This is a genomic window from Taibaiella chishuiensis (assembly GCF_003014535.1).
Lineage (GTDB): Bacteria > Bacteroidota > Bacteroidia > Chitinophagales > Chitinophagaceae > Taibaiella > Taibaiella chishuiensis.
Genome location: NZ_PYGD01000002.1, coordinates 321,982 through 346,575, shown reverse-complemented (window position 1 = coordinate 346,575; position 24,594 = coordinate 321,982). Strand labels below are relative to the sequence as shown.

The 24,594-nt window shown below is 51.4% G+C and carries 22 protein-coding genes; 12 read left to right on the top strand and 10 right to left on the bottom strand.

The features are described from left to right. Positions 1–21 precede the first annotated feature (21 nt). Positions 22–954, top strand: a complete 933-nt coding sequence (locus tag B0I18_RS08960) for a lytic transglycosylase domain-containing protein (protein WP_106522347.1) — start codon at positions 22–24, stop codon at positions 952–954. Positions 955–964: 10 nt separating this feature from the next. Further along, positions 965–1,396, top strand: coding sequence for a GPW/gp25 family protein (locus tag B0I18_RS08955; RefSeq protein WP_106522346.1), 432 nt, complete (start codon positions 965–967; stop codon positions 1,394–1,396). Here B0I18_RS08955 and B0I18_RS08950 read toward each other — a convergent pair. Together B0I18_RS08950 and B0I18_RS08945 are read right to left on the bottom strand one after the other, a co-directional pair. Beyond that, positions 1,373–1,900, bottom strand: a complete 528-nt coding sequence (locus tag B0I18_RS08950; protein WP_106522345.1) for a 2'-5' RNA ligase family protein — start codon at positions 1,898–1,900, stop codon at positions 1,373–1,375. The genes B0I18_RS08955 and B0I18_RS08950 overlap by 24 nt on opposite strands. Before the next feature lie 30 nt (positions 1,901–1,930). Next, positions 1,931–2,773, bottom strand: a complete 843-nt coding sequence (locus tag B0I18_RS08945) for an AraC family transcriptional regulator (protein WP_106522599.1) — start codon at positions 2,771–2,773, stop codon at positions 1,931–1,933. A 91-nt stretch (positions 2,774–2,864) separates the two neighbouring features. Here B0I18_RS08945 and B0I18_RS08940 point away from each other — a divergent pair, with 91 nt between their 5' ends. The 4 genes from B0I18_RS08940 (at position 2,865) to B0I18_RS08925 (ending at position 5,358) form a co-directional block, all read left to right on the top strand. Then, on the top strand, positions 2,865–3,263 hold the full coding sequence (locus tag B0I18_RS08940; protein ID WP_106522344.1) for a DoxX family protein: 399 nt from the start codon (positions 2,865–2,867) through the stop codon (positions 3,261–3,263). Then, positions 3,260–4,210: a polysaccharide deacetylase family protein gene (locus tag B0I18_RS08935; RefSeq protein ID WP_106522343.1), complete on the top strand. Its 951-nt coding sequence runs from the start codon at positions 3,260–3,262 to the stop codon at positions 4,208–4,210. The genes B0I18_RS08940 and B0I18_RS08935 overlap by 4 nt, the downstream gene beginning before the upstream one ends. Before the next feature lie 114 nt (positions 4,211–4,324). Continuing rightward, positions 4,325–4,744, top strand: coding sequence for a MarR family winged helix-turn-helix transcriptional regulator (locus B0I18_RS08930; protein WP_106522342.1), 420 nt, complete (start codon positions 4,325–4,327; stop codon positions 4,742–4,744). A gap of 11 nt (positions 4,745–4,755) precedes the next feature. After that, entirely contained in the window at positions 4,756–5,358 is a 603-nt protein-coding gene (locus tag B0I18_RS08925; protein ID WP_219905947.1) for an isochorismatase family protein, read from the top strand. A gap of 13 nt (positions 5,359–5,371) precedes the next feature. On the opposite strand, the gene B0I18_RS08920 is transcribed toward B0I18_RS08925, so the two are convergent. The 3 genes from B0I18_RS08920 to B0I18_RS08910 form a co-directional block, all read right to left on the bottom strand. After that, complete coding sequence (locus B0I18_RS08920) at positions 5,372–6,079, bottom strand: response regulator transcription factor (RefSeq protein WP_106522340.1); 708 nt, start codon at positions 6,077–6,079, stop codon at positions 5,372–5,374. Continuing rightward, positions 6,036–7,439 (bottom strand): sensor histidine kinase, encoded by a 1,404-nt coding sequence (locus B0I18_RS08915; protein WP_181358395.1) that lies wholly within the window; start codon positions 7,437–7,439, stop codon positions 6,036–6,038. The genes B0I18_RS08920 and B0I18_RS08915 overlap by 44 nt, the downstream gene beginning before the upstream one ends. Before the next feature lie 356 nt (positions 7,440–7,795). Then, the gene (locus tag B0I18_RS08910; RefSeq protein ID WP_106522338.1) at positions 7,796–9,016 is read right to left on the bottom strand and encodes an MFS transporter; all 1,221 of its coding nucleotides are present in this window, start codon (positions 9,014–9,016) and stop codon (positions 7,796–7,798) included. Between the two features lie 257 nt (positions 9,017–9,273). Between B0I18_RS08910 and B0I18_RS08905 the strand changes: the two genes are divergently transcribed. Next, a complete protein-coding gene (locus tag B0I18_RS08905) occupies positions 9,274–9,918 on the top strand; it encodes a porin family protein (RefSeq protein ID WP_106522337.1) in 645 nt (214 codons plus the stop codon). A gap of 98 nt (positions 9,919–10,016) precedes the next feature. Here B0I18_RS08905 and B0I18_RS08900 read toward each other — a convergent pair whose 3' ends face one another. Continuing rightward, on the bottom strand, positions 10,017–11,243 hold the full coding sequence (locus tag B0I18_RS08900) for a multidrug effflux MFS transporter (protein ID WP_106522336.1): 1,227 nt from the start codon (positions 11,241–11,243) through the stop codon (positions 10,017–10,019). 438 nt (positions 11,244–11,681) lie between these two features. Between B0I18_RS08900 and B0I18_RS08895 the strand changes: the two genes are divergently transcribed. Next, positions 11,682–13,601, top strand: coding sequence for a T9SS type B sorting domain-containing protein (locus B0I18_RS08895; RefSeq protein WP_106522335.1), 1,920 nt, complete (start codon positions 11,682–11,684; stop codon positions 13,599–13,601). Here B0I18_RS08895 and B0I18_RS08890 read toward each other — a convergent pair whose 3' ends face one another. Together B0I18_RS08890 and B0I18_RS08885 are read right to left on the bottom strand one after the other, a co-directional pair. Beyond that, the gene (locus tag B0I18_RS08890; RefSeq protein WP_181358394.1) at positions 13,602–15,305 is read right to left on the bottom strand and encodes a tetratricopeptide repeat protein; all 1,704 of its coding nucleotides are present in this window, start codon (positions 15,303–15,305) and stop codon (positions 13,602–13,604) included. A 199-nt stretch (positions 15,306–15,504) separates the two neighbouring features. Continuing rightward, entirely contained in the window at positions 15,505–15,720 is a 216-nt protein-coding gene (locus B0I18_RS08885) for a hypothetical protein (RefSeq protein WP_106522333.1), read from the bottom strand. A gap of 278 nt (positions 15,721–15,998) precedes the next feature. Here B0I18_RS08885 and B0I18_RS08880 point away from each other — a divergent pair, with 278 nt between their 5' ends. Beyond that, the gene (locus B0I18_RS08880; RefSeq protein WP_106522332.1) at positions 15,999–16,394 is read left to right on the top strand and encodes a hypothetical protein; all 396 of its coding nucleotides are present in this window, start codon (positions 15,999–16,001) and stop codon (positions 16,392–16,394) included. A 68-nt stretch (positions 16,395–16,462) separates the two neighbouring features. Here B0I18_RS08880 and B0I18_RS08875 read toward each other — a convergent pair whose 3' ends face one another. Next, positions 16,463–17,614 (bottom strand): T9SS type A sorting domain-containing protein, encoded by a 1,152-nt coding sequence (locus B0I18_RS08875; RefSeq protein ID WP_106522331.1) that lies wholly within the window; start codon positions 17,612–17,614, stop codon positions 16,463–16,465. A gap of 438 nt (positions 17,615–18,052) precedes the next feature. On the opposite strand from B0I18_RS08875, the gene B0I18_RS08870 reads away from it, so the two are divergent. Both B0I18_RS08870 and B0I18_RS08865 read left to right on the top strand, forming a co-directional pair. Next, entirely contained in the window at positions 18,053–19,420 is a 1,368-nt protein-coding gene (locus B0I18_RS08870; RefSeq protein ID WP_181358393.1) for a hypothetical protein, read from the top strand. Between the two features lie 463 nt (positions 19,421–19,883). Then, positions 19,884–21,356 carry a T9SS type A sorting domain-containing protein gene (locus tag B0I18_RS08865; RefSeq protein WP_106522329.1) on the top strand — a complete coding sequence of 491 codons (1,473 nt, stop codon included), beginning with the start codon at positions 19,884–19,886 and terminating at the stop codon, positions 21,354–21,356. Between the two features lie 284 nt (positions 21,357–21,640). Here the strand turns inward: B0I18_RS08865 and B0I18_RS08860 are convergent, their stop codons facing one another. After that, positions 21,641–23,155, bottom strand: a complete 1,515-nt coding sequence (locus B0I18_RS08860) for an FAD-dependent monooxygenase (RefSeq protein WP_106522328.1) — start codon at positions 23,153–23,155, stop codon at positions 21,641–21,643. A gap of 91 nt (positions 23,156–23,246) precedes the next feature. Here B0I18_RS08860 and B0I18_RS08855 point away from each other — a divergent pair, with 91 nt between their 5' ends. Then, the gene (locus tag B0I18_RS08855; RefSeq protein WP_106522327.1) at positions 23,247–24,215 is read left to right on the top strand and encodes a helix-turn-helix transcriptional regulator; all 969 of its coding nucleotides are present in this window, start codon (positions 23,247–23,249) and stop codon (positions 24,213–24,215) included. The last annotated feature ends 379 nt before the right edge of the window (positions 24,216–24,594 follow it).

The window sequence follows — 24,594 nt, the reverse complement described above, 5'->3', positions numbered from 1 at the left end:
CCATACCTAACCTACTTATCTATGAGAACAAGATGCTTATTCCTGTCGTTGGCGCTGCTGACCGGTTATACGGCCCTGGCACAGGACGCAGCGCCCGACGAAGCCCGGCCTGCAACCCGGCCGGTCCATATCAATGCCGGCGATAAGGAATTTATAAAAGGGTATATGACCCGTTACAAAAGCGGGCTGGTCAACCTGCCCAAAGACAAAGCCATACTGCTGAACTACGTGGAGCTGTCGCTGCGCAGGAACGGGCTGCCGGTCGAACTGAAGAACCTCGTAATCGTGGAGTCTTACCTGGAACACAAAACAGTATCGGCCGCGGGCGCCGCAGGTCCCTGGCAGCTGATGCCCGGTACAGCAACTGGCTCGGGGCTGGTGGTCAACGATGTGCTCGACGAACGCTTCGACCTGATCAAAAGCACGGCGGTAGCCACAAAGCTGCTTAAGCTGTTGCATAAGCGTTATGGCAGCTGGGAGCTGGCGGTGGCCGCATACAACTGCGGCGTGGGCCGGGTGGATAATGCCATACAGCGGGCCAACTCCCGTATGTACTGGGATGTGGAACCGTTCCTGCCTGCAGAGACCCGCAACCATGTAAAAAAATTCATGGCCTCCTCCTCCGTTACCGATGGCCGCATACCGGAAAGCGGCATGCAGACCGAACTGAAAGCCTACAAGGACACCCTGTCTGAAAAGGGATTGGAGACCGAAGAACTGAATGCCAGCTACCGGATCGATGTGATCGCCGAAAAGACCGGCATACCGGAAAGCCAGATCAGGAGCCTTAACCCCGACTTCGAAACCAGGGTGGCGGAAAACGCCTCGTATATGCTGGTATTGCCCAAAGAAAAAATGCAGGACTTCCGCTACATGAAAAACGATATCCTGAAAGCCTCGATAGAAAAGAATGTAGCGGAACGTATGGAGGCAGGTAATAGCGAAACAGAATAAACGATCGATCATGTATTACAAATTGCCCTTCGACTTCGGCCATATCATGGAAGGCGGCGATGCCCGGCTCAGTCATAATATAGGCGAGAATATAGCCCAGCATATCCAACTGTTGATCACGACCAAATTTGGGGAGAACCGGTTTGACAAGGATTACGGTAACGAGATCTGGGACCTGGAGTTTGAAAATTCGCTGACGGATGCGCAGTGGGAAGAACAGTTCCGGCAATCGGTTAATGTCAGTATCCGCAAATACGAACCCCGGCTCGTCAATGCCGACACCACCATACATGCGCAACTCGTGGAGAAAGTATGGCCCATCAAGGACTATACCGAAGTAAAAAAGAAAGTAACCATTATCGTAAGAGCGACACTGGCCGACTCGGGCGAAAAGTTTTCCTTTAAATCGGAGATCTTTTTAAGCCCCATGTCGATCGACTGATCCGTTTTGAAAGGGATAATAAGCAAGAGGCTTCCAGGGACCATAAAAGTACAACCAGGTCCGGAGGCCTCTTGCCGTTATATCAAAGGGCTCGAAATCTGCGCGCAGCTTATCGTACAACAGTTGCGCCTTAAAAGCGGTTACCCGGTTCTGGATGGTGATATGCGGCCAGAGTATTTTGCGGTCCTGCCGTTTAAGCCAGGGATCCAGCTGTTGTTGTAAACCGGCATGCCAGGCTGCAAGCTCCTCGCTACGTAGCCCGTAAGCCACACCAATGCCCATATAGGCAGGTCCCTCCACCCGAAGCGACATAGGCGGCCTGTGGGCAGCGGCCTCCAGGCATGCCAGCACAGCCGGCTCCGCGGCGGGCAGGTGATAAAACAGCGTAAGATGGGCGTCGAGATAATTGCGGTGGGCCGGGAAATAGGCCTGCCGTTGTATGCTGAAATAGGCCTGGTCGGCTGCTTCCAGTTCCAGGGTTACGATCAGGGGTTGTGTGCGCATAGGATAATTGCTCTGGGTGATGCCCGTTTTTTATACACCGGCGGCTTCCTTGCGTTGCCGGCGGTAGGAGGTCGGGCTCAGGCCATGATGTTTCTTAAAGGTGCGGTTCAGGTGGCTCTCATCGGCAAAACCAAGCTCTTCCGCTATTTCATGTATGCGCATATCGGTATATTGCAACCGGTGCTCCAGCATACGCAGCCGGTAGCTGCCTATGTACTGCTGCAGGCTGGCCCCGGCCTGCTTTTTAAAGTACTCGCCCATATAAGAGGGCGCCAGATGGAAATGAGCGGCCAGCGCAGTGATCTTCAGCTTATCGGGTTCGTAGATGTGTGCATGGATATAATGCAACAGGTTGGCGGTACCCTGGTCGGCATGTCCGCCGGCAAAAGGCAGTTGCAGGGCTATATTCCTGGCCGCAATACTGATCACAGTATGGATAAGCTGTACCATCACCTCTTCCCTATGCGGATGCCCGTTGGCCTGTTCGCGCAGGAGCGCCTCCACCAGCGAGCGTACGAGAGGTTTGTCGGTCGTATTTTTCAGGATACACCCGGGCATATGGTTATAATTCCGGAAAATGAACGTCAGTTTTTCCACCCACTTCCGGTTCTGGGTTTGCAGGAAACTATCGTTGAAACGGATAAAGAAAAACCGGCTGGGCGCTTTGACTTCAAAACCATGACTATCGCTCGGAAAAACCAGGAAGAGCTTATCCGGGCCATAAGGCAGCTGGTGTTCGTTGATCAGCTGCAGCCCCGTACCATCCAGCACAAAGACCATTTCGAAAAAAGTATTTTTATGCCGTTGCGCTTTATAATCGTTTGTTTCCAGCAGGGCCAGCTCGAAGGGCTGGTAAAGGTTCCGGATTTCCATACCTGCAAAAGTACAGATTAATCCACGGATTATACAGGATTTCAACAGGGAGAAACAGGAGTTTTGCAGTAACCTAAAACGCATTATACGTATGAATACGACTGCTTTTCTCCTGCTGCGTCTTGCTGCCGGCCTGAGTATGCTGGGACACGGGCTGGTAAGAATGCCTAAACTCCGGGCTTTCAGCGATTGGATGACGGGACAGTTCGCGGGCTCCCTGTTACCCGCGCCGCTGGTTCGCCCCTTTAGCCTGGTCCTGCCCTTTGCAGAATTGCTGACCGGGCTGCTGCTGGTTGCCGGGCTCTGGACCCGGCCGGCGCTTATCGCCGCGGCCGGTGTTATGCTCCTGCTCATCCTGGGCACCACCCTGGTCGAAAACTGGGAAGCCCTGCCCTCGCAACTGATCCATATTGCCTTCTTTGCCTTATTGCTCCAGTTTATCGACAGCAACAGGTTATCCGCAGACCAGCTTATCCGTTCCACACCATGAGCAGCAGGCGAGACTTTATCCGGCAGGGCAGCCTTATAGGCGCCGCCACTTTATTACAACCCGCGTCGTTGCTGGCTTCAGCCGGCGCTCAAACCCAAACCATGCACACCCCACACTCCAAATGGGCCGATGGCTCAAGACTGATCATTTCGGTATCGATGCAATTTGAAGCAGGCGGCGAACCCGCTAATGCCGAAAGCCCTTTCCCGCATAACATGCAGGCCGGCTATACCGACCTGCCCGCCCAAACCTGGTATGCCTATGGCTATAAAGAAGGCATACCCCGTATGCTCGACCTCTGGGATAAGTTCGGTATAAAAGTCACTTCGCATATGGTAGGATCTGCGGTATTGAAAAACCCGGACCTGGCCCGAGAGATCGTGACGCGCGGACACGAAGCCGCCGCCCATGGCATGAACTGGGCCACGCAATACACCATGCCTTACGAAGAGGAACGCCGGTTTATCAAAGAGGGCGCCGATGCGGTGCACAAGGTGACCGGCGCCACACCTGTAGGTTATAATGCCAACTGGCTGCGCCGGGGCGACAACACCCTGAAGATATTACAGGAACTCGGCTTCCGTTATCATATCGACGATATAAGCCGCGATGAGCCTTATATCCTGCAGGTTAATGAAAAGGACTTTGCCGTAGTACCTTATACCCTGCGCTGTAACGATATCGTGCTGATCGAAGGCCGTCATTTCTCCGCCGGCCAGTTTCTCGAACAACTCAAACTTGAATTCAACCAGCTGTATGAAGAGTCGGCAACGCGCCGCCGGATGATGTCGGTAAGTTTTCACGATCGCATAGGCGGTACGCCACAGGTGGTGCAGGCGGCGAAGGAATTCTTTGCCTTTGCCGCGGCACAGAAAGGCGTGGTGTTCCGCACCAAAAAGGATATTGCAGATATGACGCTGCAGGACAAGACTTCCATACGGGAATAAAGCGACATAAGAGCATCACCGGTAACCCATCTTTAACAGGATGGGTTATTCGTTTTATAAAAAGATTCGATAATTTTGTTCGTTAAACTTACAAGTTTAGAGAACATAAAAACAATGAAAGATAACGCAGCCACAGGTTTACGCGATGCCGTATCGGACCTCCATAAAAGATTGCGCAGAACTTATTCCGCCGAAGGCTTTTCGATCAGCGAGCTGACTACGCTGTCTTTTTTGTACCGGCACCCGTTTCTCTACCCTACCGAACTTGCACAACTGGCTAAGGTAAAAAGCCAGTCGATGTCGGCTATATTGAAAAAGCTGGAAGCTGCCGGGCTTACCCGCCGGCGCGCTAAAGATGCCGATGGCCGGAGAATGGCCATCAGCCTGACGGCGGCAGGAAGGAAAATGGTGGACCGGACCCGTTATGAAAGAGATGAATGGCTATCTGATGCATTATTAAGTTTAAGCACTGCAGAACTTGCCGCCGTAAAAAAAGCGATCCCTTTATTACAAAAAATAGCAGCTATACCCTAAAAATTAAAATAATGATTACAGCGATAGATAAGCAATCCGCCCTCGTATTGATCGACCTGCAACAAGGTATTACCGGTATGCCTACCGCCCACCCGGCCCGGGAGGTAATTGCCCGGGCGGCTGATCTGGCCCGCGCATTCCGCGCAGCGCAGCTACCGGTCGTGCTGGTACATGTAGACCCTTTGGGCGCACCGGCCTCGCTGGTACGGGCTACCGACCAGCGGTTACCCAGGCACCCGGAGCAGATTGAACAGGCAAGACAACAAATGCTGGACAGCGGATTTTTTACCCTGGTCCCGGAGCTGCAACAGGCAACAGGAGATATACTGGTACGGAAAACAACCTGGAATGCATTTTATGCCACCGGCCTGCACGAAACGCTCAGCAGGCATAATGTAACGGGAATCGTACTGGCGGGCATCGCCACCAGTATCGGAGTGGAGAGCACGGCACGGACTGCCAACGAGTATGGCTACAACCTTACTTTCGCCACCGACGCGATGACAGATATGGTTGCCGCGGCACATGAGCATAGCCTGCGGTACATTTTTCCCCGTATCGGCGAGCTGGGCAGTACGCAAGAGATTACTGAAATGTTGCCCTCACGCGGATAGTACCGCGTGACGGTCAATTCAGTTTGCCGGCTTCTTCGATCAGTTTAAAACCAAAACCCCGGATATTAACGATAGAGAGGTTAGTGTCATGCTTGAGATAACGGCGCAACTTGCCGATATACACATCCATAGTACGGGAGTGGAAAAAGCTGTCGTCGCCCCAAAGCTGCATCAGGATCTCTTTCCGCGGCATCAGGGTATTTTTATAACTGATCAGCGCATTCAGCAATTCGGACTCCTTGAACGAAAGTTTGATCGTCTCTTTATCACACTTCAGCACCTGCGATACCGGGCTGAACTGGTAAATGCCGAGTACAAAATTCTCCATGGCTACCACGGCGGGCGTTGCAGAAGGTTGCTGGTTGCGGCGCAGCAGTTCCTGCACCCTTAACTGGAACTCTTCCAGGCTGAAGGGCTTTTTCATATAATCGTTGCCCCCGGCTTCGAAGCCCCGGATTACATCGTCCGTCTCGGAGCGCGCCGTCAGGAAAAGGATCGGCACGTCTTTCGACAGAGCCCTGATATTGGCTGCCACAACGAAGCCGTTGCTCACGGGCATCATAATATCCAACACACAAAGCGCAGGCCGGTGCGCGCAATACAGGTCATAGGCTTCCTGCCCGTTTCTAGCCCATAACACCTCGAACGACTTCCGCTCCAAGGCTTCTTTAATAAGCTTACCTAGTACCAGTTCGTCCTCGGCCAGTAGAATTGTTTGCATATAAACTCTGTTTTTTCGGAATTGTAATTTCAAATTTGGTACCCCGTTTCAGGGTGCTGCTCACCTCGATCTCGCCGTGATGCAGTTTAATGATCTCCCGCACATAACTCAGGCCAAGCCCGTAACCTTTAATATCGTGTTCGTCGCCGGTGGGCACCCTGAAAAACTTGCCGAATACTTTATAGATATACTCGGCGGCTATTCCCTGCCCGTTGTCGGTAATGGTAATAAAGTTATTGCTTTCGTGCTCCCATACATCTACCCATATATTCAGACTGTCCTTCTGCTGGTCGCGGTACTTTACCGCATTGTCCAGCAGGTTCTGGATCACACTGGTCAGCTGTTCCTTGTCGGCGTTGAACTGGAGATCGAAGGGCCAGATATTGATGGTAATATCGGAAGCAATGCCTTCTGTCTGCAATTTTACCGCGCTCACAATCTCTTCCAGCCAGGGCAATACTTCGAACTTCTCCAGGTTCAGATCCACTTCCATCTTTTCAAAAGCCGACATCCGCAACACTTTATCCACCAGCATACCCAGGCGTTTGAGCTCGTTGCCCGCTATCTGGAAATATTCTTTTTTATCCGCTTCCTTCATCACCACCGACTCGTCCTGGAGCAATTCGAGCGCCATAGAGACCGAGCTTATCGGCGTTTTCAACTCATGCGTCATATTGTTCATGAAGTCGTTCTTTACTTCCGCTTCTTTTTTATCCTTAAAGAACAAGGCAATCATATAATAGAAAGAAAAACCACACACGACGATAAAGAACAGGGAAAGAAACAACACAAGCCCCATTTCCCGCAGCAGGTAAAAAGCCACATTCGGAAAAGCCAGCTGCAGGATACCGGATTGCTTCTCGTTAAGCCGGGCTATAATGCGTTGCTCCATACCCGACTTGGTACCCGTACGCAAAAACTTTGCCGTATCTACCGTACTGGCGATAATATGACAATCCGGATCAAGCAGGGCCAGCTCAAACGGCAGGCTTACATGCTTGGATACAAGCGTCTTGTTCAATCTCAGCTTATATTGCTGTATGGTATAGTTCTTAGGCGCCGTGTCCATGCCTATCAGCTGGGCCAGTTCACTTTTCAGTTCCTCGTCGTTGGTGCTGATGTCCCCGGGTTTAATTTTCCGGATGTCCAGCTCACCCTTCAGATCCGGGTTCAGCTTCACTACCGGCCGCTCGCCCTTGGCATATCCTTCCAGCAAACCATTGGTCAGCCCCATGGCTGCCGAGGTAAGTTGCCGGTTAACACCTGTCATCAGCTGTGTTTCCAGCAGCGCTTCGTTAGCCGTTGCCAGTAATCTTTTTCGTTGTTCGCCATAAGCATTATAGAGCCAGAAAATCTGCAAACCAATAACCCCGATAAGTGCACAGCATGTCAACAGCACCAAACGTGTAAGCCTTTGTCTCATGGGATACCTTTTCGTAAATTAACAAAGATATCCAGAAAATAAGATGCCCGCAACGAGCCGTTTCACACTAATTAACGAAACGCACATAATATATTAAAGAACAAACAACTAACATTTATTTAACCAAACCTACTGTAATAATGACAAATCACGTGCCACAAAATACTATCTCTTTTTACATTTTTTTTCAAAAACTGGAAAACAAAGCGCAGTAAGATTTTTTTATGTAGCACAAAAAAGGACGGCCCGTTGTGAGCCGCCCCTATAGTTTATTAATTTATTGATTTAGCGTACTACTCCGTATCGCGGTTAAGCCCCGGCAGCAAACCGGTAATAATGCCAATAAGCGGCAGGTAGGCGCATACTTTAAATACGTACTCGATACTGGTATGGTCGGCAAGATAACCCAGCAAGGCCGAGCCCAGGCCCGCAACCCCAAAGGCAAAACCGAAGAAGAGCCCGGAGATCATACCCACCTTACCCGGCACCAGCTCCTGGGCATAAACCAATATTGCCGAAAAGGCAGAAGCCAGGATAATACCGATGATCACGATCAGTATGCCCAGCCAGAACAGGTTTACATAGGGTAACAGCATCGTAAACGGCGCCACACCCAGTATAGAGATCCAGATCACGTACTTGCGGCCGAAGCGGTCGCCGATAGGACCGCCGATAACCGTACCTGCAGCAATAGAGGCCAGGAAAACAAACAGGTACATCTGCGATTGCTGCGGGCTCAGCTGGAACTTATCGATCAGGTAAAAGGTTAGGTAGCTGGTAATACTGGTCATGTAAAAATACTTGCTGAAGATGAGCACCAGCAATACGGTAAGCGCCAGGGTGATCTTTGCGGGCGAAAGCCGGACCACGGGCGTCTCTTTAGGCGCCCCGGATGCAGCACGCAGGTTAAGATGCCCGCGGTACCAGGCCGCAATCCGGGTAAGCACCAGTATTGCCAATAAGGCCGCCAGCACAAACCAGACAATATTGTACTGCCCGTAAGGCATTACCACGATGGCAATCAGCAGGGGACCGGTGGCGCTACCCGCATTACCGCCCAACTGGAAGATAGACTGTGCAAAACCACGTCGCCCGCCGGAGGCCAGGTAAGCCACACGCGAGGCCTCGGGATGAAAGATCGACGACCCGATACCCACCAGGGCAACCGCCATAAGGATAACCGGGAACGATGCGGCATAAGCGAGCAATACCAGGCCGCCCGCCGTAAACAGCATAGCCGCCAATAAAGAATAAGGCCGCGGCCGCCGGTCGGTATAGAAGCCCACAAAGGGCTGCAGGATGGAGGCCGTAAGCTGGAACGTAAAGGTGATCATCCCGATCTCGGCAAAAGAAAGCCGGTATTTATCCTTCAGCATCGGGTATATGGCAGGGATCGTGGACTGCAGCAGATCGTTGAGTAAATGAGAAAAACTGACAGCAAAAAGAATGGCGTAAACGGTTTTTCCTGCAATGCTGGCCGAAGAGGTCGAAGTTCCGGTAGAGATGGGTTTCATGTTATGGTTTCAGAAAAATTGGAGATTGAGCTTGCAAATTTGTCGTTTAATATCGGTTTTTCCATAACGGCAGCTACGCTGTTTATTTACAGCAGTTTACACCTGAAATAACAGACCGGCAGGCCCGGCCTGCACCTGATTTTAACACAACTTCAACGTGACTATTTTGTCTTATCCTGGCAAATGGATCACTTTTTGCAAGTATTGCCTGCAAGCAGCCAGTCTGCCCTTACAGCGTTAACTAAATCACGAAAAATATGAAAAAAACATTCCTGGTTACATCTATGGCCTCCCTGCTCGCTTTGGGCGCCAACGCACAGCAGGTTACCTTCGCTCCTGAAATAGGACTGAACATCTTTAACCAAACCCGTAAAGCGGGCAACCTGGAATTAAACTCCGACTCGAAAATCGGATTTAAAGCCGGTGGTGTCGTTAATATTCCCGTGGTAGCCGGCTTTTATATCCAGCCGGGTATCTTCTACTCCACCAAGGGATTTAAATCGACCACCGACGCCGGCATTCTCAAAACAGAAACTACGGTCAATATCGGTTATGTCGAAATCCCGGTAAACGCCCTGTACCGTTTCGACCTGGGTAATGCAGGCGGCCTGTTCGTCTCTGCCGGCCCTTATGCTGCCCTGGCCACTAACGGGAAAGTAAAAAATACGATTACCACCCTCGGTATCGAAACCAAGACCAGCGATAATGTCAAATTCGGCAGTGACGCAGATGAAACCAAACGCTTCGACTACGGTCTGAACGCGGGCCTGGGTTATGAAACACCCTGGGGCGTATACCTGCGTGCACAGTACGGCTTCGGCTTTGCCAACCTGAGCAATAACAACAACGCAACCGTTAAAAACAAAGGCTTCCAGTTGTCCCTGGGTTTTACACTCGATTAAAACTTAGGGCTATACCAACGACAATGCCAGGACCTCCGGGTCCTGGCATTGTCGTTTATTTTATGGTATCGCTCCATACGGAAGCTGCTTATAACCTGTTAATGTGCCAGTACCGCATCGCCTTGAGCAACCGCTACCGGCTGCACGATATTACGTTTACCGATGTAAAACACCCCCAGCGCCAACAGGCCCGCTATAGCCATACCCGCAGCAACCGGTGTGGCCGAAGGCTTTTCGAACATACTGATCAGCACCGAGATCAGCGCACCGAAACCCATTTGCAGGGCGCCCATCAAGGCCGAAGCGCTTCCTGCATTCTTTGAAAAAGGCGCCAGCGACAAAGAAGAAGCATTGGGATTGGTAATGCCCACACAAGCCAGCAACAGGAAGAAAAACACGATGGCCGTCGGCAGGTTGAGCCAACCCAGCAAGGCCGTGGCCGCAAACATAATACCCAGTACCGCGTAACAAAGCAGCGCCACCCGGATAATCTGCGTACCGTTAAACCATTTCAGCAATACGGTATTCAACTGGCTGGCGCCGATAAAACCTACCGACAAACCGGCAAAGATCCAGCCATATACTTTTTCACTTACACCAAATACGGTCATAAACACCAGGGGCGAACCCGATACATAGGCAAACAAACCCGCGAATGCGATAGCGCCGGTAAAAGCATAGGTATAAAACTGGGGCTCGCGCACTACGGCAAGAAAGTTGGCGATAATCGGCGCGGGCTTAAGCGATATACCCGGATCGGGCTGGTAGCTGTCGGGTAACCAAAGCGCCGAAGCGGCCAGCACCACCAAACCCAGCAGGGCCAGGATCAGGAATACATAACTCCAGCCAAAAGCAGCGGTAACATAACCGCCCACCGTAGGCGCGATCATGGGCGAGGCGCCCAATACAAGGATCAACAGGGAAAATACCCTGGCACTGTCTTTTACGGGGAACAGGTCGCGTACCATGGCTACCGAGGCTACGGTAGCTGCACAACTGCCGATCGCCTGTATAAAACGCAAGGCAATAAGACTTTCGATCGAATGGGCCATGGAACAACCGACCGAAGCCAGGATGTATACCGTAAGCCCGATGTACAACGGTTTTTTACGGCCAAAACGGTCGAGCAGCGGACCGTAGAGCAGCTGGCCCGCCGAAATACCGATAAAGAACCCGGTAAGCGAAAGCGAGACCCGGGATGCGCTCGTATGCAGATCGTCGGCAATGGCCTTGAACCCGGGCAGGTACATATCGATCGAAAAAGGGGCCAATGCGGTTAGGGTACCAAGAATAAGAATCAGTGCGAAGTATTGTTTGCGGCTCATTATAGTTCAGAAAAAGAGTGCAAAGATCAACCGCAGCATGTTAACCCAACATCATTTTTAACTATAGCGGCATGCCGGCATTTTCGATCCCGGAGCATGCCTGCCTGATCAAAAGTTAACCCACCGCTAACCGCCTTACAATCCCTTTAACGTTTAGTCACATTCCCTGTCACCCGCAGCAAAAGCAGCTGCAGATGAGGCAAAAAACGAACAATAGCACATTTTTAAAAATGCATTATATATACAAATTGTTAAAACAAAAACATATAACAAAATAAATAACAAAGGTATAATTGTCCGGTTTTTGTCCCGCTCATTTGTCTTTTCATTTGTCTGTATCCCTTATGCCCGATCCGCTGCGCAGATCGATACTTTCATGGGAACACGAACCCCGATCAACACAATAAAAAATTTTGCATTTATAAAAACCCGGATCAAATGAAAAGAACCTTTACCCTTGCCCTGTTTTTCCTGTATACCGTCCTGGCCAGCCAGGCCCAAAACACCTGTAACGGCGTATGGGGACAATTGCTGGTCAACCAGACTTTTGGCCAGGGCAATGCTACCGACACCTGGTATGGCCCGCTGACTACTTATGCACCGGGCGCCTCTACTTCCACCATTTTTGTAGGCACCGCCGGTCCTCCCGGAGGCGTGCTGGTCGATAACTATTCGGGCCTGGTAAAGATACCCACGGCCAGCGGGCAGGGCGGCTGGGTAGGCACACCGGATCATACCGGCAATCCCAACGGGCTGATGTTCGTGATCAATGCCCCCTCTACGGCCGCTACCGTATTTTTCGAATATGTGATGGACGACCTCTGTCCCAATACTACCCTGAAGCTATCGGTATGGATCCTGAATACCAATTCCGCATCGCTGACCACTAACCCTACCTACCAGTATCCCAATATGACGCTGAACGCGATCGATGCGGTGACCAATACCGTACTGGGCTCCTCGGCATCGGGCAATGTACCGGCCGACGAAGCCTGGCACCAGTATTCCGTGGTGTTTAACAACGGCGGCAGCACCTCGATCAAATTGCAACTGGTCAATAACTCGGTAGGCTCGGGTTATGGCAACGACCTGGCCATCGACGATATTACGGTACAACCCTGTGTTCCCGAATCGCATATCCAGCCCCGCCTGGATACGACCATATGCCAGAATACCCAGCTGCATTTTAACGCCAACGTGATCAACAGTCCCTATAACCCGGCGGCCTACCAATGGCAATACAGCGCCGATAATGGCGCCACCTGGCTGGACCAGGGACCGGCAACCGGCAGCACGGCCTATACTTTCAATACCGGCAGCCTGTTGCCCGGCACTTACTGGATCCGGTTCAAGACGGGCCCGCAGGGCGTGATCGGCAATTATAACTGCGTGGCCGTAAGCGATACCAGTATCATACAGGTGGCCGAGTTCCCAAGGGATACGCTGAACGTTACCCGCTGCCTCGGCGAAGTCTATAATTTCTACGGGCGCTATATCGGTCTGCCCGGCACTTACGATACACTGGTGCGCGAAAACCCGGGCGACCTCTGCGGCACGCTGGTTACCCTGCACCTCAACATCACACCCTTACCCGGCGTACTGCTGAGCGGTACGGGCAGTATCGATCTCTGTGCCGGCGATACGGCATTGCTCTCGGTAAACAATCCCACCAATGGCGCTACGTACCAATGGTGGCGGGAACGCAGCCCCATAGCAGGCGAAACCGGGCCGCAATACCGGGCGGCATCGGGCGGTCTCTATTCCGTTACGGCCAGTTTGCAAAACTGTGCCGATACCTCGCTGGACCTGCAGGTTACCGAACGCCCCCTGCCCCATGCCGCTATTCTTTACGATGCCGAACTGCGCTGTACCTACGATACCCTGCATTTTGCAGCCGAAAACCCGGAGGACGATGGTTATTACCTGTGGTCGCCCGAAAAAGCCTTTCGTACAATAAGCGGCACGGAAAATGCGACAGCTATGGGTACGTTTAAGCGGCCCGAGCCGGTTTATCTCAGGGTATACAGTGCCTACGGCTGTTATGCTACCGATTCCGTAATGGCGCGGGTGGCGCCCTGTTGCGAGGCGCTTACGCCCACGGCGTTCAGCCCCAACAACGACGGCCTGAACGATTACTTCAACCCTTTGCTTAAACCCGGCCAACAGATCGTAACCCTGCGGGTATTTGACCGCTATGGCACACTGGTATACGACAATGAAGATGTACGGAAAGGATGGAACGGCACTTATAAAAACGGCACACCGGCCAATGCCGGCGTGTATATGTATGCCTGCAAGTATACCTGCGACGATAATAAACTGTATGAAACCAAGGGCGACCTGACCCTGATACGGTAGTTACATCATTCTCCGGAGCATTTCCTCTTCGGTAATACCAAGCTTCTTGTACAAACGGAGCTTGGTTTTTCGTACCGAATCGGGCGAGATACCCAGTGCGCTTGCCTTTTCGTTGGTCGATAACCCGATCTTGGATAAGGCAAGCAGCCTGATCTCTGCATTGGTCAGGTTGGGAAAGTGTTTTTCGAGATGGGAAAAGAACTGGGTATGAATCTGGCTGAACAGGCGTTTGAAGTCTTTCCAGTTTTCTTCGGTCAGTATGGTGGCCTGTTGCAGCTTTTGCAATACCAGTTCATTTTGTTCAGGATTATCGTCGCCGGCAACCAGTGGTATGCTGCGCGTATCCAGCTCCAGGCGGGCTTCTTCGAGCAACCGGCTTTTCTGTTTCAGGCTGGCCGTATAGGTATCGAGCAGCAGGCACGCATTGGCCAGTTCCTTACGGGCATGCCGCCGTTCCTGGCGTATACGCCGTACAATCAGCCAGCAAACCAGCACGATCAGCAGCAGGATCACCACCACGCTTTTGCGCTCTGTCTGGTGCCAGCGTTTTTCGCTTTCCAGCAGTTTGATATTCGACTGGTACTTTTCCGTTTCCAGTTTGCTTTTGATCCGGTCGGCTACCACTACGTCCATTTCGCGGGCAGCCAGGTCCTGGAAGTAATGAAATGAATCGACATAACGGATCGCCAGTTTACCGTCGCGGTCCTTGTAGAGTTTAAACAGGTTCTGGTAATAGTCTGCCAGCACTTTATTTTCGCCGGCCTGGAACACAAGCGGGCGGGCATTTTGCAGGATAACGGCAGCAGAGTCCTGTTGCTCCAGCGCCAGGTATACCCGCACCATGGAAAGACTGGCCTTGGCTGCGCTGGCCGTTTGCTGGGTAGCCATACTGATCTGCACATCCCGCTGCAGGTAAGGCAATGCCTCGCGGTATTGCTTTTGCCGGTACAGCAACTCGCCTATATTGCCACTTACGATACCGATCCAATCGGATACATGCGCAGTATTGGCCAGGTCGAGTGCATGTTTAAAATAATAACCGGCGGTATCATATTTACCCATCTGCCGGTAACAGAGCGCAATGGTATTATACAGATCCACGGCTTCGCGCATCTCTACCGTACTTTGGTAAGGAATAGCTTCTAACAGGTAAGTAAGCGAGTTTTCGTAATCAGAAAAAGAATAGAAGGTGTTGCCCAGTAAGGCATAAAGCTCGAACGTATTGGGAAAGCCTTCGAAGCCTTCCGCCTTCGCTTTTTCCTTGGCCCTGATGATGTACTCGAAGCCCTTCGAATACTCGGCAGTCCGGCTGAGGGCATACCCTTTAAAGAACATGGCTTCGGTATACAACATATCCGAGCAATGCTCCTTGGCCAGCACAGTATCGAAAAAGGGAATACAATCCACGACCTTAAACTTGCGGCCGGCATTGCGGATAAAACAGTATTTACCTTTCAGGAAAACGGCGCACATTTCCAGGGCGCAGGAGTTGCGGTCCCGCGCGATCTCCGCTACGCGGTCGAGTGTGCGGAAGGCTGTTACCGAATCGGTATATTGAATTTCGGTATTGAACACCCGGAACGTATACCCTACCAGGCGATCCTGGTCCATATGCTGCAGCGTATCCGCCGTACCGGCCCGGGCGCCGTTTGCACAGCACAACAGGAACAACAGGGACAGCAAAAATGCAGCGCAAAATTTCATGGTTAACCGGGACAACAGGACTGAAAAACTAAGATAAAAAAAACGCGCCATATCTGCGCATGAAGATCATGCAACGGTACGGGGAATAAGACAGCAGTACGGCCATCGCCGTTGGGCTGCAGCACAAGGGTAACGATACAATAAAGGAAGCCCTTGCGGGCTTCCTTATTATTTTTAATGTACGGGGTACTCAAGCACCTTACATTTCGCAGGCTGTAGGCCAGGAAGGACAAAGGGCGCAGCCGGACAGATGCGATAAGCAGCCGGTGTCCCAGGAGGGTTCGCAATCCCTGCGGGATACCGGGCATATATTAATGCTCAGCGCAGCCCCGCCTTTTACCATATCGGTGCGGGAAAGTTGCGTAATTGTTTTTTTCTTCAGTGTCAGTTTTGAGATTTGGTTTTTCTTTTTCATGTTATTCGATTTTGCATATAAAGATAAGGGATTTGCCCAATCACCAAAATAATTACATACAAAAAACACAACATAACACCAGGTTTAAACCACGGATATTTTATGCTTTCTGCTATTCCGCCTCATATGCCAAACGGCGCTAAGCCGGGCTGCCAGGGCAACCCCGGACCTCCTGTTATCAGTACAACGTACCCCCCGCTATTGAAAAAGCCCTGAAGCGCACAACCCGCCTGTTAAAATAACCGTAAATTTGAGCACACCACAAGACCGGGGGCGGCATGAAAAGCATAACGGGCATCAGGTCCTTATTCCTGCAATATATACTGGGGCTCTGTTTTGCCCTGTTGGTAATCCTTGTCACAGAACTGGCCCTGGCTTTACAGCCTGGCGCAGGTTTCGGCTTCCTGGTGGTTACCTTTCTTAGTACTGCAGCCCTCCAGATCTTATTTTACTGCATTACGGGCACGCTGCCCCCCACCTGGAAAATGGTGAGTTACCTGATTACGCTTACGGCCTGGCTGCTCGAACAGCATTTTATCACCTCCGTATTTTATCAGCAGGTATTCCGTTCCGGATACAGCACTTATACTCTCATGCTCTTAAGCGCCATGCTTTGGGTTACCAATAAGATAGTGGTCGACGCCCTGCTGGCGCTGGTCCGTAAAGTATCCTGAAAGTGCACAACAATTACAAAGCCTGGCGCGTGCTGCGCCAGGCTTTGTATTCCCGTTTTTAGCGGAGTTTATTGTTTACTGATTTTAATCGTCTGTACATTACGCCCGTCGTCGGAACGGAGGAAGTAGTAACCCGGTTGCAGGTTTTTGATATCCATATGGATCATGCCGGCCTGTTGGGTCGTTACGGGATAGCTGCGCACGATCTTTCCATTCAGGTCGATTAAGGATATCAGTGTTTCTTTGGTAGCACCGCTCACGCTTACGGTAAGTTCCGTAGCAGCGGGGTTAGGATAAGCGCTCATGACAAAGCCATTTCCTTTAGCCTCTGCAGTCACTGTTTTGGAATACGTACGGCCGCCATCGTTGTTCATCAGGTACAGGCGATAGTAGTTCGTCCCTTCGTAAGGCTGCTGGTCGGTATAACTGTATTTACCGGCCACACCTTTTGCGTTTACGTGGTATAGCGGCTGGAAGTCGGTTCCGTTATTGCTGCGCTCCAATACAAAGGCATCGCCTTTTTCCTCGGTCAGCGAGTTCCAGCTCACCAGGTTTTCCTTACCCTTATTAGCCGCGGTGATATTGCCCAGTACGATCGCCAGCGGGTTGCCGGTTGCGGTCAGGCTCAGGTTATCGATACGGTTGTTGCCGGAGGTAGAGCTGGCGCCATTCAGGGTATAACGCAGGTAGGCGGTAGCAGCATTGTTCAGACCGGTGATCGTAGGCAGCGATTTTGAAGAGAAGCTGGTCGACCGGGTAGCGGTATTGCCGGATATGGGCGTCCAGGTAGTGCCATTGGTGCTGTATGCCCAGGTTCCGACATCGTAACCGGTCGAGGTGCCGCGGGCAGCGAAGCTTACATTCAGATCAGAATAACCGGTCATGCTGAATTTAATCACCAATGCCTTACCGTTATTATTGGTGCCTACCAGGCTCAGGCTCGCGCCTGCGGGTGGCGTTGGTGAAGGGAAATCGCCGGTATTCTGCGTAGCGCCGGCAAAATTCGCATTACCGCTCCAGGAGTCAGAACCCTGGCTGCCATCCATATAAATGGTACCAGAGCCATAATCGGCCGCAACGGTACTTTCGCTGCCATAAGAGTTGAAATGCCAGCCGGCAACCAGGGAAGCCTGTGCCTGGCTGTTGATAGCGGCGCCGAGCAATAAAGCCGATACGCCGAGCTGCTTTTTGAGCGCGCTTAATGTAAATGCAATCTTCATGAGTTTTATGATTAAAAGATGAAAGGAAATGCCTGTATCTTGCGTACCTGCGCAACTTCCGCTACCCGGTCCTCATTTTTTCATTCGCTCAGCGGATATGTTGCAAAAGTAGCCGACCCGGTGGGGCGCCCCTATACCCCGATCGTTATGTATGGATTCGGGAAGGATATTCCAAACTGAATAACAGTCATTTACATCTAACCATGTCGCTATATGACCCAAACCATAATACACAGTTAATACCGGCATGGTAAACATTGCAGCCCTGGGTACTCATGAATAAAAAATTGCCGTAGTATTGCGGAATCGTTTTACAACAGCGCGTAACCCTGTTTCGGGTACAAACCGGACCAGGGAAGCCGCCCCCAATCCTTATCCAATAGCCCGACCATGCCCGCAAAACCGCTCCTGTTATTGTGCCTTTTTCTTACACAATTTTTGTTCCCTGAAAATGCACCCGCCTGTACCATATTTTTAGCCAACAGCGGCAAAAAGGTATGGATCGGCAATAACGAAGATGAAAGCCCCGGTATGCAGTACCGCATCTGGTACATGCCGCGGGAAAGGCAGGCATCGGGTTATATGCTGTGGTCGGAAAAACATGAGGGATACGACTCCCTGATGTGGCAATACCCGCAGGGCGGCCTTAACGAACACGGCTTGTTCATGGACTATACGGCCATCGACGATATCGCCGTTAAGCCTGATCCGGCTAAAAAAGACCGCGAACAGGAGGTCGTAAACGATATCCTGAAAAGTTGCAGGACTGTAAAACAGGCCTTACAATTCATCAGCGCCTATAACCTGGTAAAGCTATCGGGCGCACAGCTTTTTATCGCAGATGCATCGGGCGATTACGCGACCGTGCATGGCAACTATGTAGTGACTAAAACAACGCAAAATTTTTCCCTTACCAATTACTGCATTGCCGGAGGGCGCCGCGAAGCCTGCTGGCGAAGAGAGACGGCTACGGAACAACTGGATAAACAAAAGGCATTCCGCCAGCAGGATATAACCGGCATCCTGCAGGCAACCGCGCAGCAATGGCCCGGCGATGTGATCACGAATTATTCGATGGCCATCGACCTGAGCCGCCGCGAAATGATCCTTTATTTCAAAGGCGATTTTGGCACACCGGTTACGATCAACCTGGATAAAGCGCTGCAACAGGGCAAACATAACCGGGATATAGCCGATTACTTCCCCGCCAATATAGCCCCGGTACTGAAACAACAGTATGCAACCACGGGTATCGAACCGACCATCGCCCTGTACAACAAGCTGCGGGATACCGCTGCAAAGCGTTACAACTTCGCCAATCACGATGCCCTGTCGTTCGCTGCCACGCTACTCTCCGAAGGCAAAACGGACGACGCGCTTGCGTTTCTCGACAACCTGCACCGGCAGGACAAGGATAATATACTCGTCAACGACTGGCTGGGCATCGCCCATCACTATAAAGGCAATAAAACACAGGCTGCCGCTTGTTTTAAAGCAAGCCTGGCTAAGCAACCCGATGATTATCTCGCAAACCTGTACCAGGAACAGGCTTCGGACAAGGTGGTGTTTAAGTTGCCCGAGTGGACCGGCGCACACCAGGTGCAATTGATCGGCGACTTTACCGGCTGGCTTAAAAAACCGGTAAACATGAAAAAGAAAGATGGCTACTGGTTTGCCGAAGTGGTTATACCCGCCGGGCAGCACCAGTACAAGTTCCTGGTCGATGGCGTGTTTTATCTTGCCGATCCGCACAACCTGCTCTATACCTGGAAAGGCGACAATGTGAATTCGCTGTTGTTGCTGTAACAGGCAGCATATGATCCTGAATGCTGTATCAATAGTACAGCCTTCTCCTTTTGGGTAAATACCTAATTTATTTAGGCAATAAAAAGAGCAGGCTACCGTCAAACCACGACATCGAAAAAGTCTCCCCCCCCCCGGCCTTAATCCAGGCAACTTCAAAAAGCGGATCATACCTCCTGCATGCTGGTTCGGAGCTGTAGCTGATCAGCACCTGGCCCTGATGTAACAAGGCCATAAACGCAAAAGAATTTATTGAAACAACCGGCCCGAAGGGGCGCCTGCGGGAACGACATGTCCTGCGTAAGGAATTCTGTGCGCCATAAAACCTGGTCATGCCGCACGGCCAGTACCCGATCTGCACACTTATGAACCAGCCTGTCACTCCCGTGATTTAACGAAAAAAAGATCGCAGGGAAGCCTTTACTTTCGCTGCATACAATCATCCACAAATCAAAATTCAAACCCGATGAGTAAACATTTCCGAGCGCTGCTGGGCTTCCTTTATATAGCAGCCACATCGCTTCCGACGCCATCTTCGGCACAGATCACTACCATCAACTACCAGGCATGGAGCACTTCACAATGCAATGCATTTGCAAGCCAGCCCAGTATAAACGGCCGTATCCACTTTTCCAATATTGGGCAACCGCGGTATGGCAGTTCCAACGATCCTATTGTCCTGGACTGCAAGTATAATGTAGGCTCTCCGCAGGGAACACAATACGAGATCCAATATAATTTCCAAGCCAACCACCAGTATAACATAACCGTTACTGCGGCGGCAGTAACCAATAGTTATTTCCCTATACTGAAGCTTGAACTGGCCAATACCACACCTACGGCCCCCCTTTGTAGCGGACCAACCTTTATACAACCCGCCCCCGGCGCTAATAGCTGGAGTATCGGCAGCTCCTTCTTTTCGGACGCTCCCTTTAGCTTTAACCTGGGAGCGCAAAGCTTCAGTAAGCTGACTGTTGCTGCGATACCGGATGCTGCAAGTATGCCTACAGGTCCGCTTCAATCCATCATTATCCGGAAGATTGTCATTAACGATGTTACGCCTGCTGCACCACCTTTTACACTGGTGGCGTCCTCCAACGCGAGACTGTGCGGCAACGAGGACCCGGTTACCTTTACTATCCAGAACCCTACCAATGCAGTCGTAAGCTCTTACAAGTTTTACCCGCAAAACGGGGACTGGCTTTATAACGGGGCTTCAGTAAATGTTATCGAAGTTATCCCACCCAATAATACCGTCACGCTAACGCCGAAGTCCTGCTCCGGCAATGCATACATGAGAGCCAAAGCGATATGGCAAAACCGAGACGTGTATGCCAATGATGCGGCGGTATCGGTTACTACACCCGACCTGAAAATTTACGGCCCGGATCAGTTACTGGCTACCGAAGCAGGCAACTACCAGCTTCAGGGTCTACTGTCAACACCGATCAATTACGGTTGGCCCTGCACTTCACATCCTACCTGGTCGGGCAGCCCATCGGCGCTTGCCCATGTCTACAGCATAGGCGGCAATTCTCCCTTTACCACATATTTCTACGCAGACGCAGGCACAGCCGGCACAACCGTCACAATACAAGCAGATGTTATGATGTGCGGTGTCAACAAGCATATTGAAAAAGGCATAAAGATCACTTCTGGCAAAGGCTTTTCGGTTCAGAACGCCAGTGCAGCGTTACAACAGGACAACGACATTATGATAAGCCCCAATCCGTCACGCGGAAAATTCAGGGTATCCCTTAGCGCCTATGCCGGCAATGCGACAGTAACCATTCGCTCGGCCGATGGCAGGATCGTTCATAAACAGGACTTATCAGGCCCGGAGACTTACCTGGATATTTCCACTGCGCCTGCAGGCTTATACTTTGCGGAGATCAACAACGGCCGGCGCATCATCACCGAAAAAATCATTAAAGATTAAAACAACTTATATTTTCAGGGACTGTAACCAGTACGCCTTAACCAAAATAAGTAACATAAAAAGTGATGACCATCCCTGCAGGGATGGTCATCACTTTTTATGAGGGCATACAGCAATCTACATAAGACGCAGGACAAAGACAGCGCTGCCCGGGTCCGGTACCTTAAGGTCGGCGTATATATTTATCTGCCGGACAGCGCCCCGTTACGCCGGTACCCTTAAAGCCTTTTGCAATCCGCTATGCATGCTGGTTAGCATTAAAGAACATACAATTTCTTTGCATCTCAGCCCAGCCAGGTTTGCAACGCAGTATTTAACTGGTCAGCATCCAAAGCGTCCGCTGCAGGCTGTACCCAGGCCACTATCCCATCAGGACGAACAAATGCATACGCCAGGGCGGGTACCTGTCCCACTACCGGCAGCTTCCATACCGGCTCCCCCCGGTCGGCAAGCGGCGCTACCTCGACGCTGTCGACACGTGTTGTGTAAGGCTCGGGTAAAATAAGACGGTTCTTTGCATCGAAATGCAACAATACGGGGCGCCCGTTTTGTAACTGTTCAAACAAAGTGCGGGCGCCTTTGCCTGTCCTTATCTGAAAATCCGGTACGCGTTGCCCTACAAGCGGGTGCTGGTCTGCCGCCCAGGAGTAACGTGCCCCCAGGCCACTGAACAACTTGGATAAGTGAAGTATCACATCAGGCATAGTAAGCAGGTCCGCGATAAGACCGCGCAGGGCTTCGATCTGTGTGCCGGGTTTGATCAATGCCGTCTGAGCCCTGGCAATCTTTAATACGGCGGCGCCCACCTCCTTACGTTCTTCGTTAAAGGTATCCAGCAAGGAACCGGGCGCTTGTCCCTGTACAACGAGGGCCAGCTTCCAGCCCAGGTTAAAGGCATCCTGGATACCGAGGTTCAGGCCCTGGCCTCCTATGGGGGAATGCGTATGCGCAGCATCACCCAACAGGAATACCCGTTGATGCCGGTATTGTTGTACCTGCCGGAAACCATCGCCGAAACGGGACAGCCAGCGTGCGGAGCGCAACCCGAAATCCGTGCCGATACCTTCGATCATCGCTTGCCGGAGTTCTTCCAGGGTGACCGGTGCATAACGGTCCTGTGGCGGTACAAGGGTCAGTAAACTTACCCGGAACCAGTCGTCTTCGATATCTGTAACCTGGTAAGTACCGATACGCAGGTTCCTGCCGAAGGCAGCGCCGTCAGCTGGCGGCCGATCCAGTTGCACATCGGCCACCAGCCAATGCGACACCGCGTCTTCACCGCTGAAGGGTTCGCCGCATAATTTGCGTATCACACTGCTGCCCCCGTCACAGCCGGCGAGGTATTGCGCGCGAAATGTTTTGACGGCGCCTTGTTCCTTCACCCATAGCGTAACCTGGCTTTCCTCCTGCTGGAAATACAACAATTCCGTTGACCAATGAATGACCACGCCCAATGCCAGGGCACGCTCAAGCAGGAAAGCCTCGGTTTGATGTTGGGGTAAAATAAGGCCATCCGGCCAGTCGGGGTCCATGGATTTAGGATGCATAGGCATACCGGAAAACAAGACGAAAGGCAGGGAAGTGCCTGCTTGTCTGAAACGGTCTGCAAGGCCCCGCATCGCCAGGATCTCCATCGTCCTGGAATGAATACCCGGCGCACGCGAAGCCCCGGTGGTTCCCTGCTCGCGGCGCTCGAAGACGGCGACATCCACGCCCATAAGGTTTAATTCACAGGCCAGCATCAAACCTGTAGGACCGGCTCCTGCAATAATTACGGCATACTCATTTTTATTATTCACGTCATTTTCCTTTTGTTCCGCACAAAATTGAAATATTGCATAGGATTAAAATAGCTATATTTGAGCTTATAATAGTCTTATCTGGTAAATCATGAAGAAAGGCGGCAACATTCCTGTCATCCCCGATTTCCTGCAACATCTTAAAAAGCTGGGGGGCACAACCGATAAAACGGGCAGGCTCAACCTTCCGGCCAAACTGGGCACGGGATATATACGCCGGATCGCGGTTTCGCCGCGCCTGCGTATCATGCTGCAACAGTTTGAGCTGAAAGAAAGGATGATCATTAAGCGCAAAGAAAAACCAGGCAATGAGGACACCCTGGTTTTCAGCTTCAGAAATGTAATAGCCCATAAGCCCGGCGTCGCGCTTCAACCGGATTCCAGGATGCTGTCCTCCATCCAGGTGTCGACCTTCGACCAGGGCGTAGACCTGGATATACCGGCACATGTGATGATCCATAACATCATTATCGGTATAGAGATCGGATTGCTGCAGGAGCTGCTGTCTGCTGGCCATACGCATCAACATATCGTGCAGCTGCTCAACCGGCAGCAGCCCTTCCTGTATGAAGAGCTTATTGCTCCCGGTTTACAAGCTATCGCAACAGCCGTATTCCAGGCCGACACTGCCGATCCACTGGCACACTATTTCTACAGGGTTAAGGCAGAAGAAATGATTTATTGTTTTCTGACCGCATTGCTGAAAAGGGATGTGCTTTCGGATTACCAGCTCAACTATGAAGATATGAACCGGGTATACGCCGTACGCAACGCCCTGTTTACAGACCTCAGTATACCGCCACAACTCAATGCACTGGCGAAGACCGCGCATATGAGTGTAAGCAAATTGGGCAGACTTTTCCGGCAGATGTTCGGAGACAGCATTTACAACTATTACCAAAAGATCAGGATGCAGCATGCAGCCGCCTTATTACGGGAAAAAGGCCATACGGTATCGGAAGTAGGCTACCAGCTGGGCTTTTCCAACCTTAGCCATTTCACCAGGTTGTTTGAAAAGCATACCGGTATGAAGCCGAAGCAATACAGCAGGGAGGCTTAGCCGCATAAAACATAAACGAAAGATCTCCCGGCCTGCTGTTCCCTGAATAATTATCTAAGCAGTTCCCGCTCCGATATCTCCCAAACAGGCGTAACACAACTGTTGTACCCGGCACAGCAACGCTCATAGCGATACGGCTTCCTTCCCCATACCCGGAACTATTGCGCCTGACCAGGGTTTGCCATGGGCGATCAACCCGGTTTATACCTCCATTTAATTCCTCACAGCCATGATCACCAGGCAGGCTACCGGTACCATTTACGTGGTATAAGTGCAGTTCTTTTACAGGATTGCACAACTAAGGGCTTATAGTACTCACTTGCTCATTACCATTTTAAACAATACGTGGGACGGATATCTTTGTAACAGACAAACCGGG

Coding starts and splice junctions, on each gene's coding strand:
- B0I18_RS08960 (WP_106522347.1), top strand. CDS start 22: ATGAGAACAAGATGCTTATTCCTGTCGTTGGCGCTGCTGACCGGTTAT.
- B0I18_RS08955 (WP_106522346.1), top strand. CDS start 965: ATGTATTACAAATTGCCCTTCGACTTCGGCCATATCATGGAAGGCGGC.
- B0I18_RS08950 (WP_106522345.1), bottom strand. CDS start 1,900: ATGCGCACACAACCCCTGATCGTAACCCTGGAACTGGAAGCAGCCGAC.
- B0I18_RS08945 (WP_106522599.1), bottom strand. CDS start 2,773: ATGGAAATCCGGAACCTTTACCAGCCCTTCGAGCTGGCCCTGCTGGAA.
- B0I18_RS08940 (WP_106522344.1), top strand. CDS start 2,865: ATGAATACGACTGCTTTTCTCCTGCTGCGTCTTGCTGCCGGCCTGAGT.
- B0I18_RS08935 (WP_106522343.1), top strand. CDS start 3,260: ATGAGCAGCAGGCGAGACTTTATCCGGCAGGGCAGCCTTATAGGCGCC.
- B0I18_RS08930 (WP_106522342.1), top strand. CDS start 4,325: ATGAAAGATAACGCAGCCACAGGTTTACGCGATGCCGTATCGGACCTC.
- B0I18_RS08925 (WP_219905947.1), top strand. CDS start 4,756: ATGATTACAGCGATAGATAAGCAATCCGCCCTCGTATTGATCGACCTG.
- B0I18_RS08920 (WP_106522340.1), bottom strand. CDS start 6,079: ATGCAAACAATTCTACTGGCCGAGGACGAACTGGTACTAGGTAAGCTT.
- B0I18_RS08910 (WP_106522338.1), bottom strand. CDS start 9,016: ATGAAACCCATCTCTACCGGAACTTCGACCTCTTCGGCCAGCATTGCA.
- B0I18_RS08905 (WP_106522337.1), top strand. CDS start 9,274: ATGAAAAAAACATTCCTGGTTACATCTATGGCCTCCCTGCTCGCTTTG.
- B0I18_RS08900 (WP_106522336.1), bottom strand. CDS start 11,243: ATGAGCCGCAAACAATACTTCGCACTGATTCTTATTCTTGGTACCCTA.
- B0I18_RS08895 (WP_106522335.1), top strand. CDS start 11,682: ATGAAAAGAACCTTTACCCTTGCCCTGTTTTTCCTGTATACCGTCCTG.
- B0I18_RS08890 (WP_181358394.1), bottom strand. CDS start 15,305: ATGAAATTTTGCGCTGCATTTTTGCTGTCCCTGTTGTTCCTGTTGTGC.
- B0I18_RS08885 (WP_106522333.1), bottom strand. CDS start 15,720: ATGAAAAAGAAAAACCAAATCTCAAAACTGACACTGAAGAAAAAAACA.
- B0I18_RS08880 (WP_106522332.1), top strand. CDS start 15,999: ATGAAAAGCATAACGGGCATCAGGTCCTTATTCCTGCAATATATACTG.
- B0I18_RS08875 (WP_106522331.1), bottom strand. CDS start 17,614: ATGAAGATTGCATTTACATTAAGCGCGCTCAAAAAGCAGCTCGGCGTA.
- B0I18_RS08865 (WP_106522329.1), top strand. CDS start 19,884: ATGAGTAAACATTTCCGAGCGCTGCTGGGCTTCCTTTATATAGCAGCC.
- B0I18_RS08855 (WP_106522327.1), top strand. CDS start 23,247: ATGAAGAAAGGCGGCAACATTCCTGTCATCCCCGATTTCCTGCAACAT.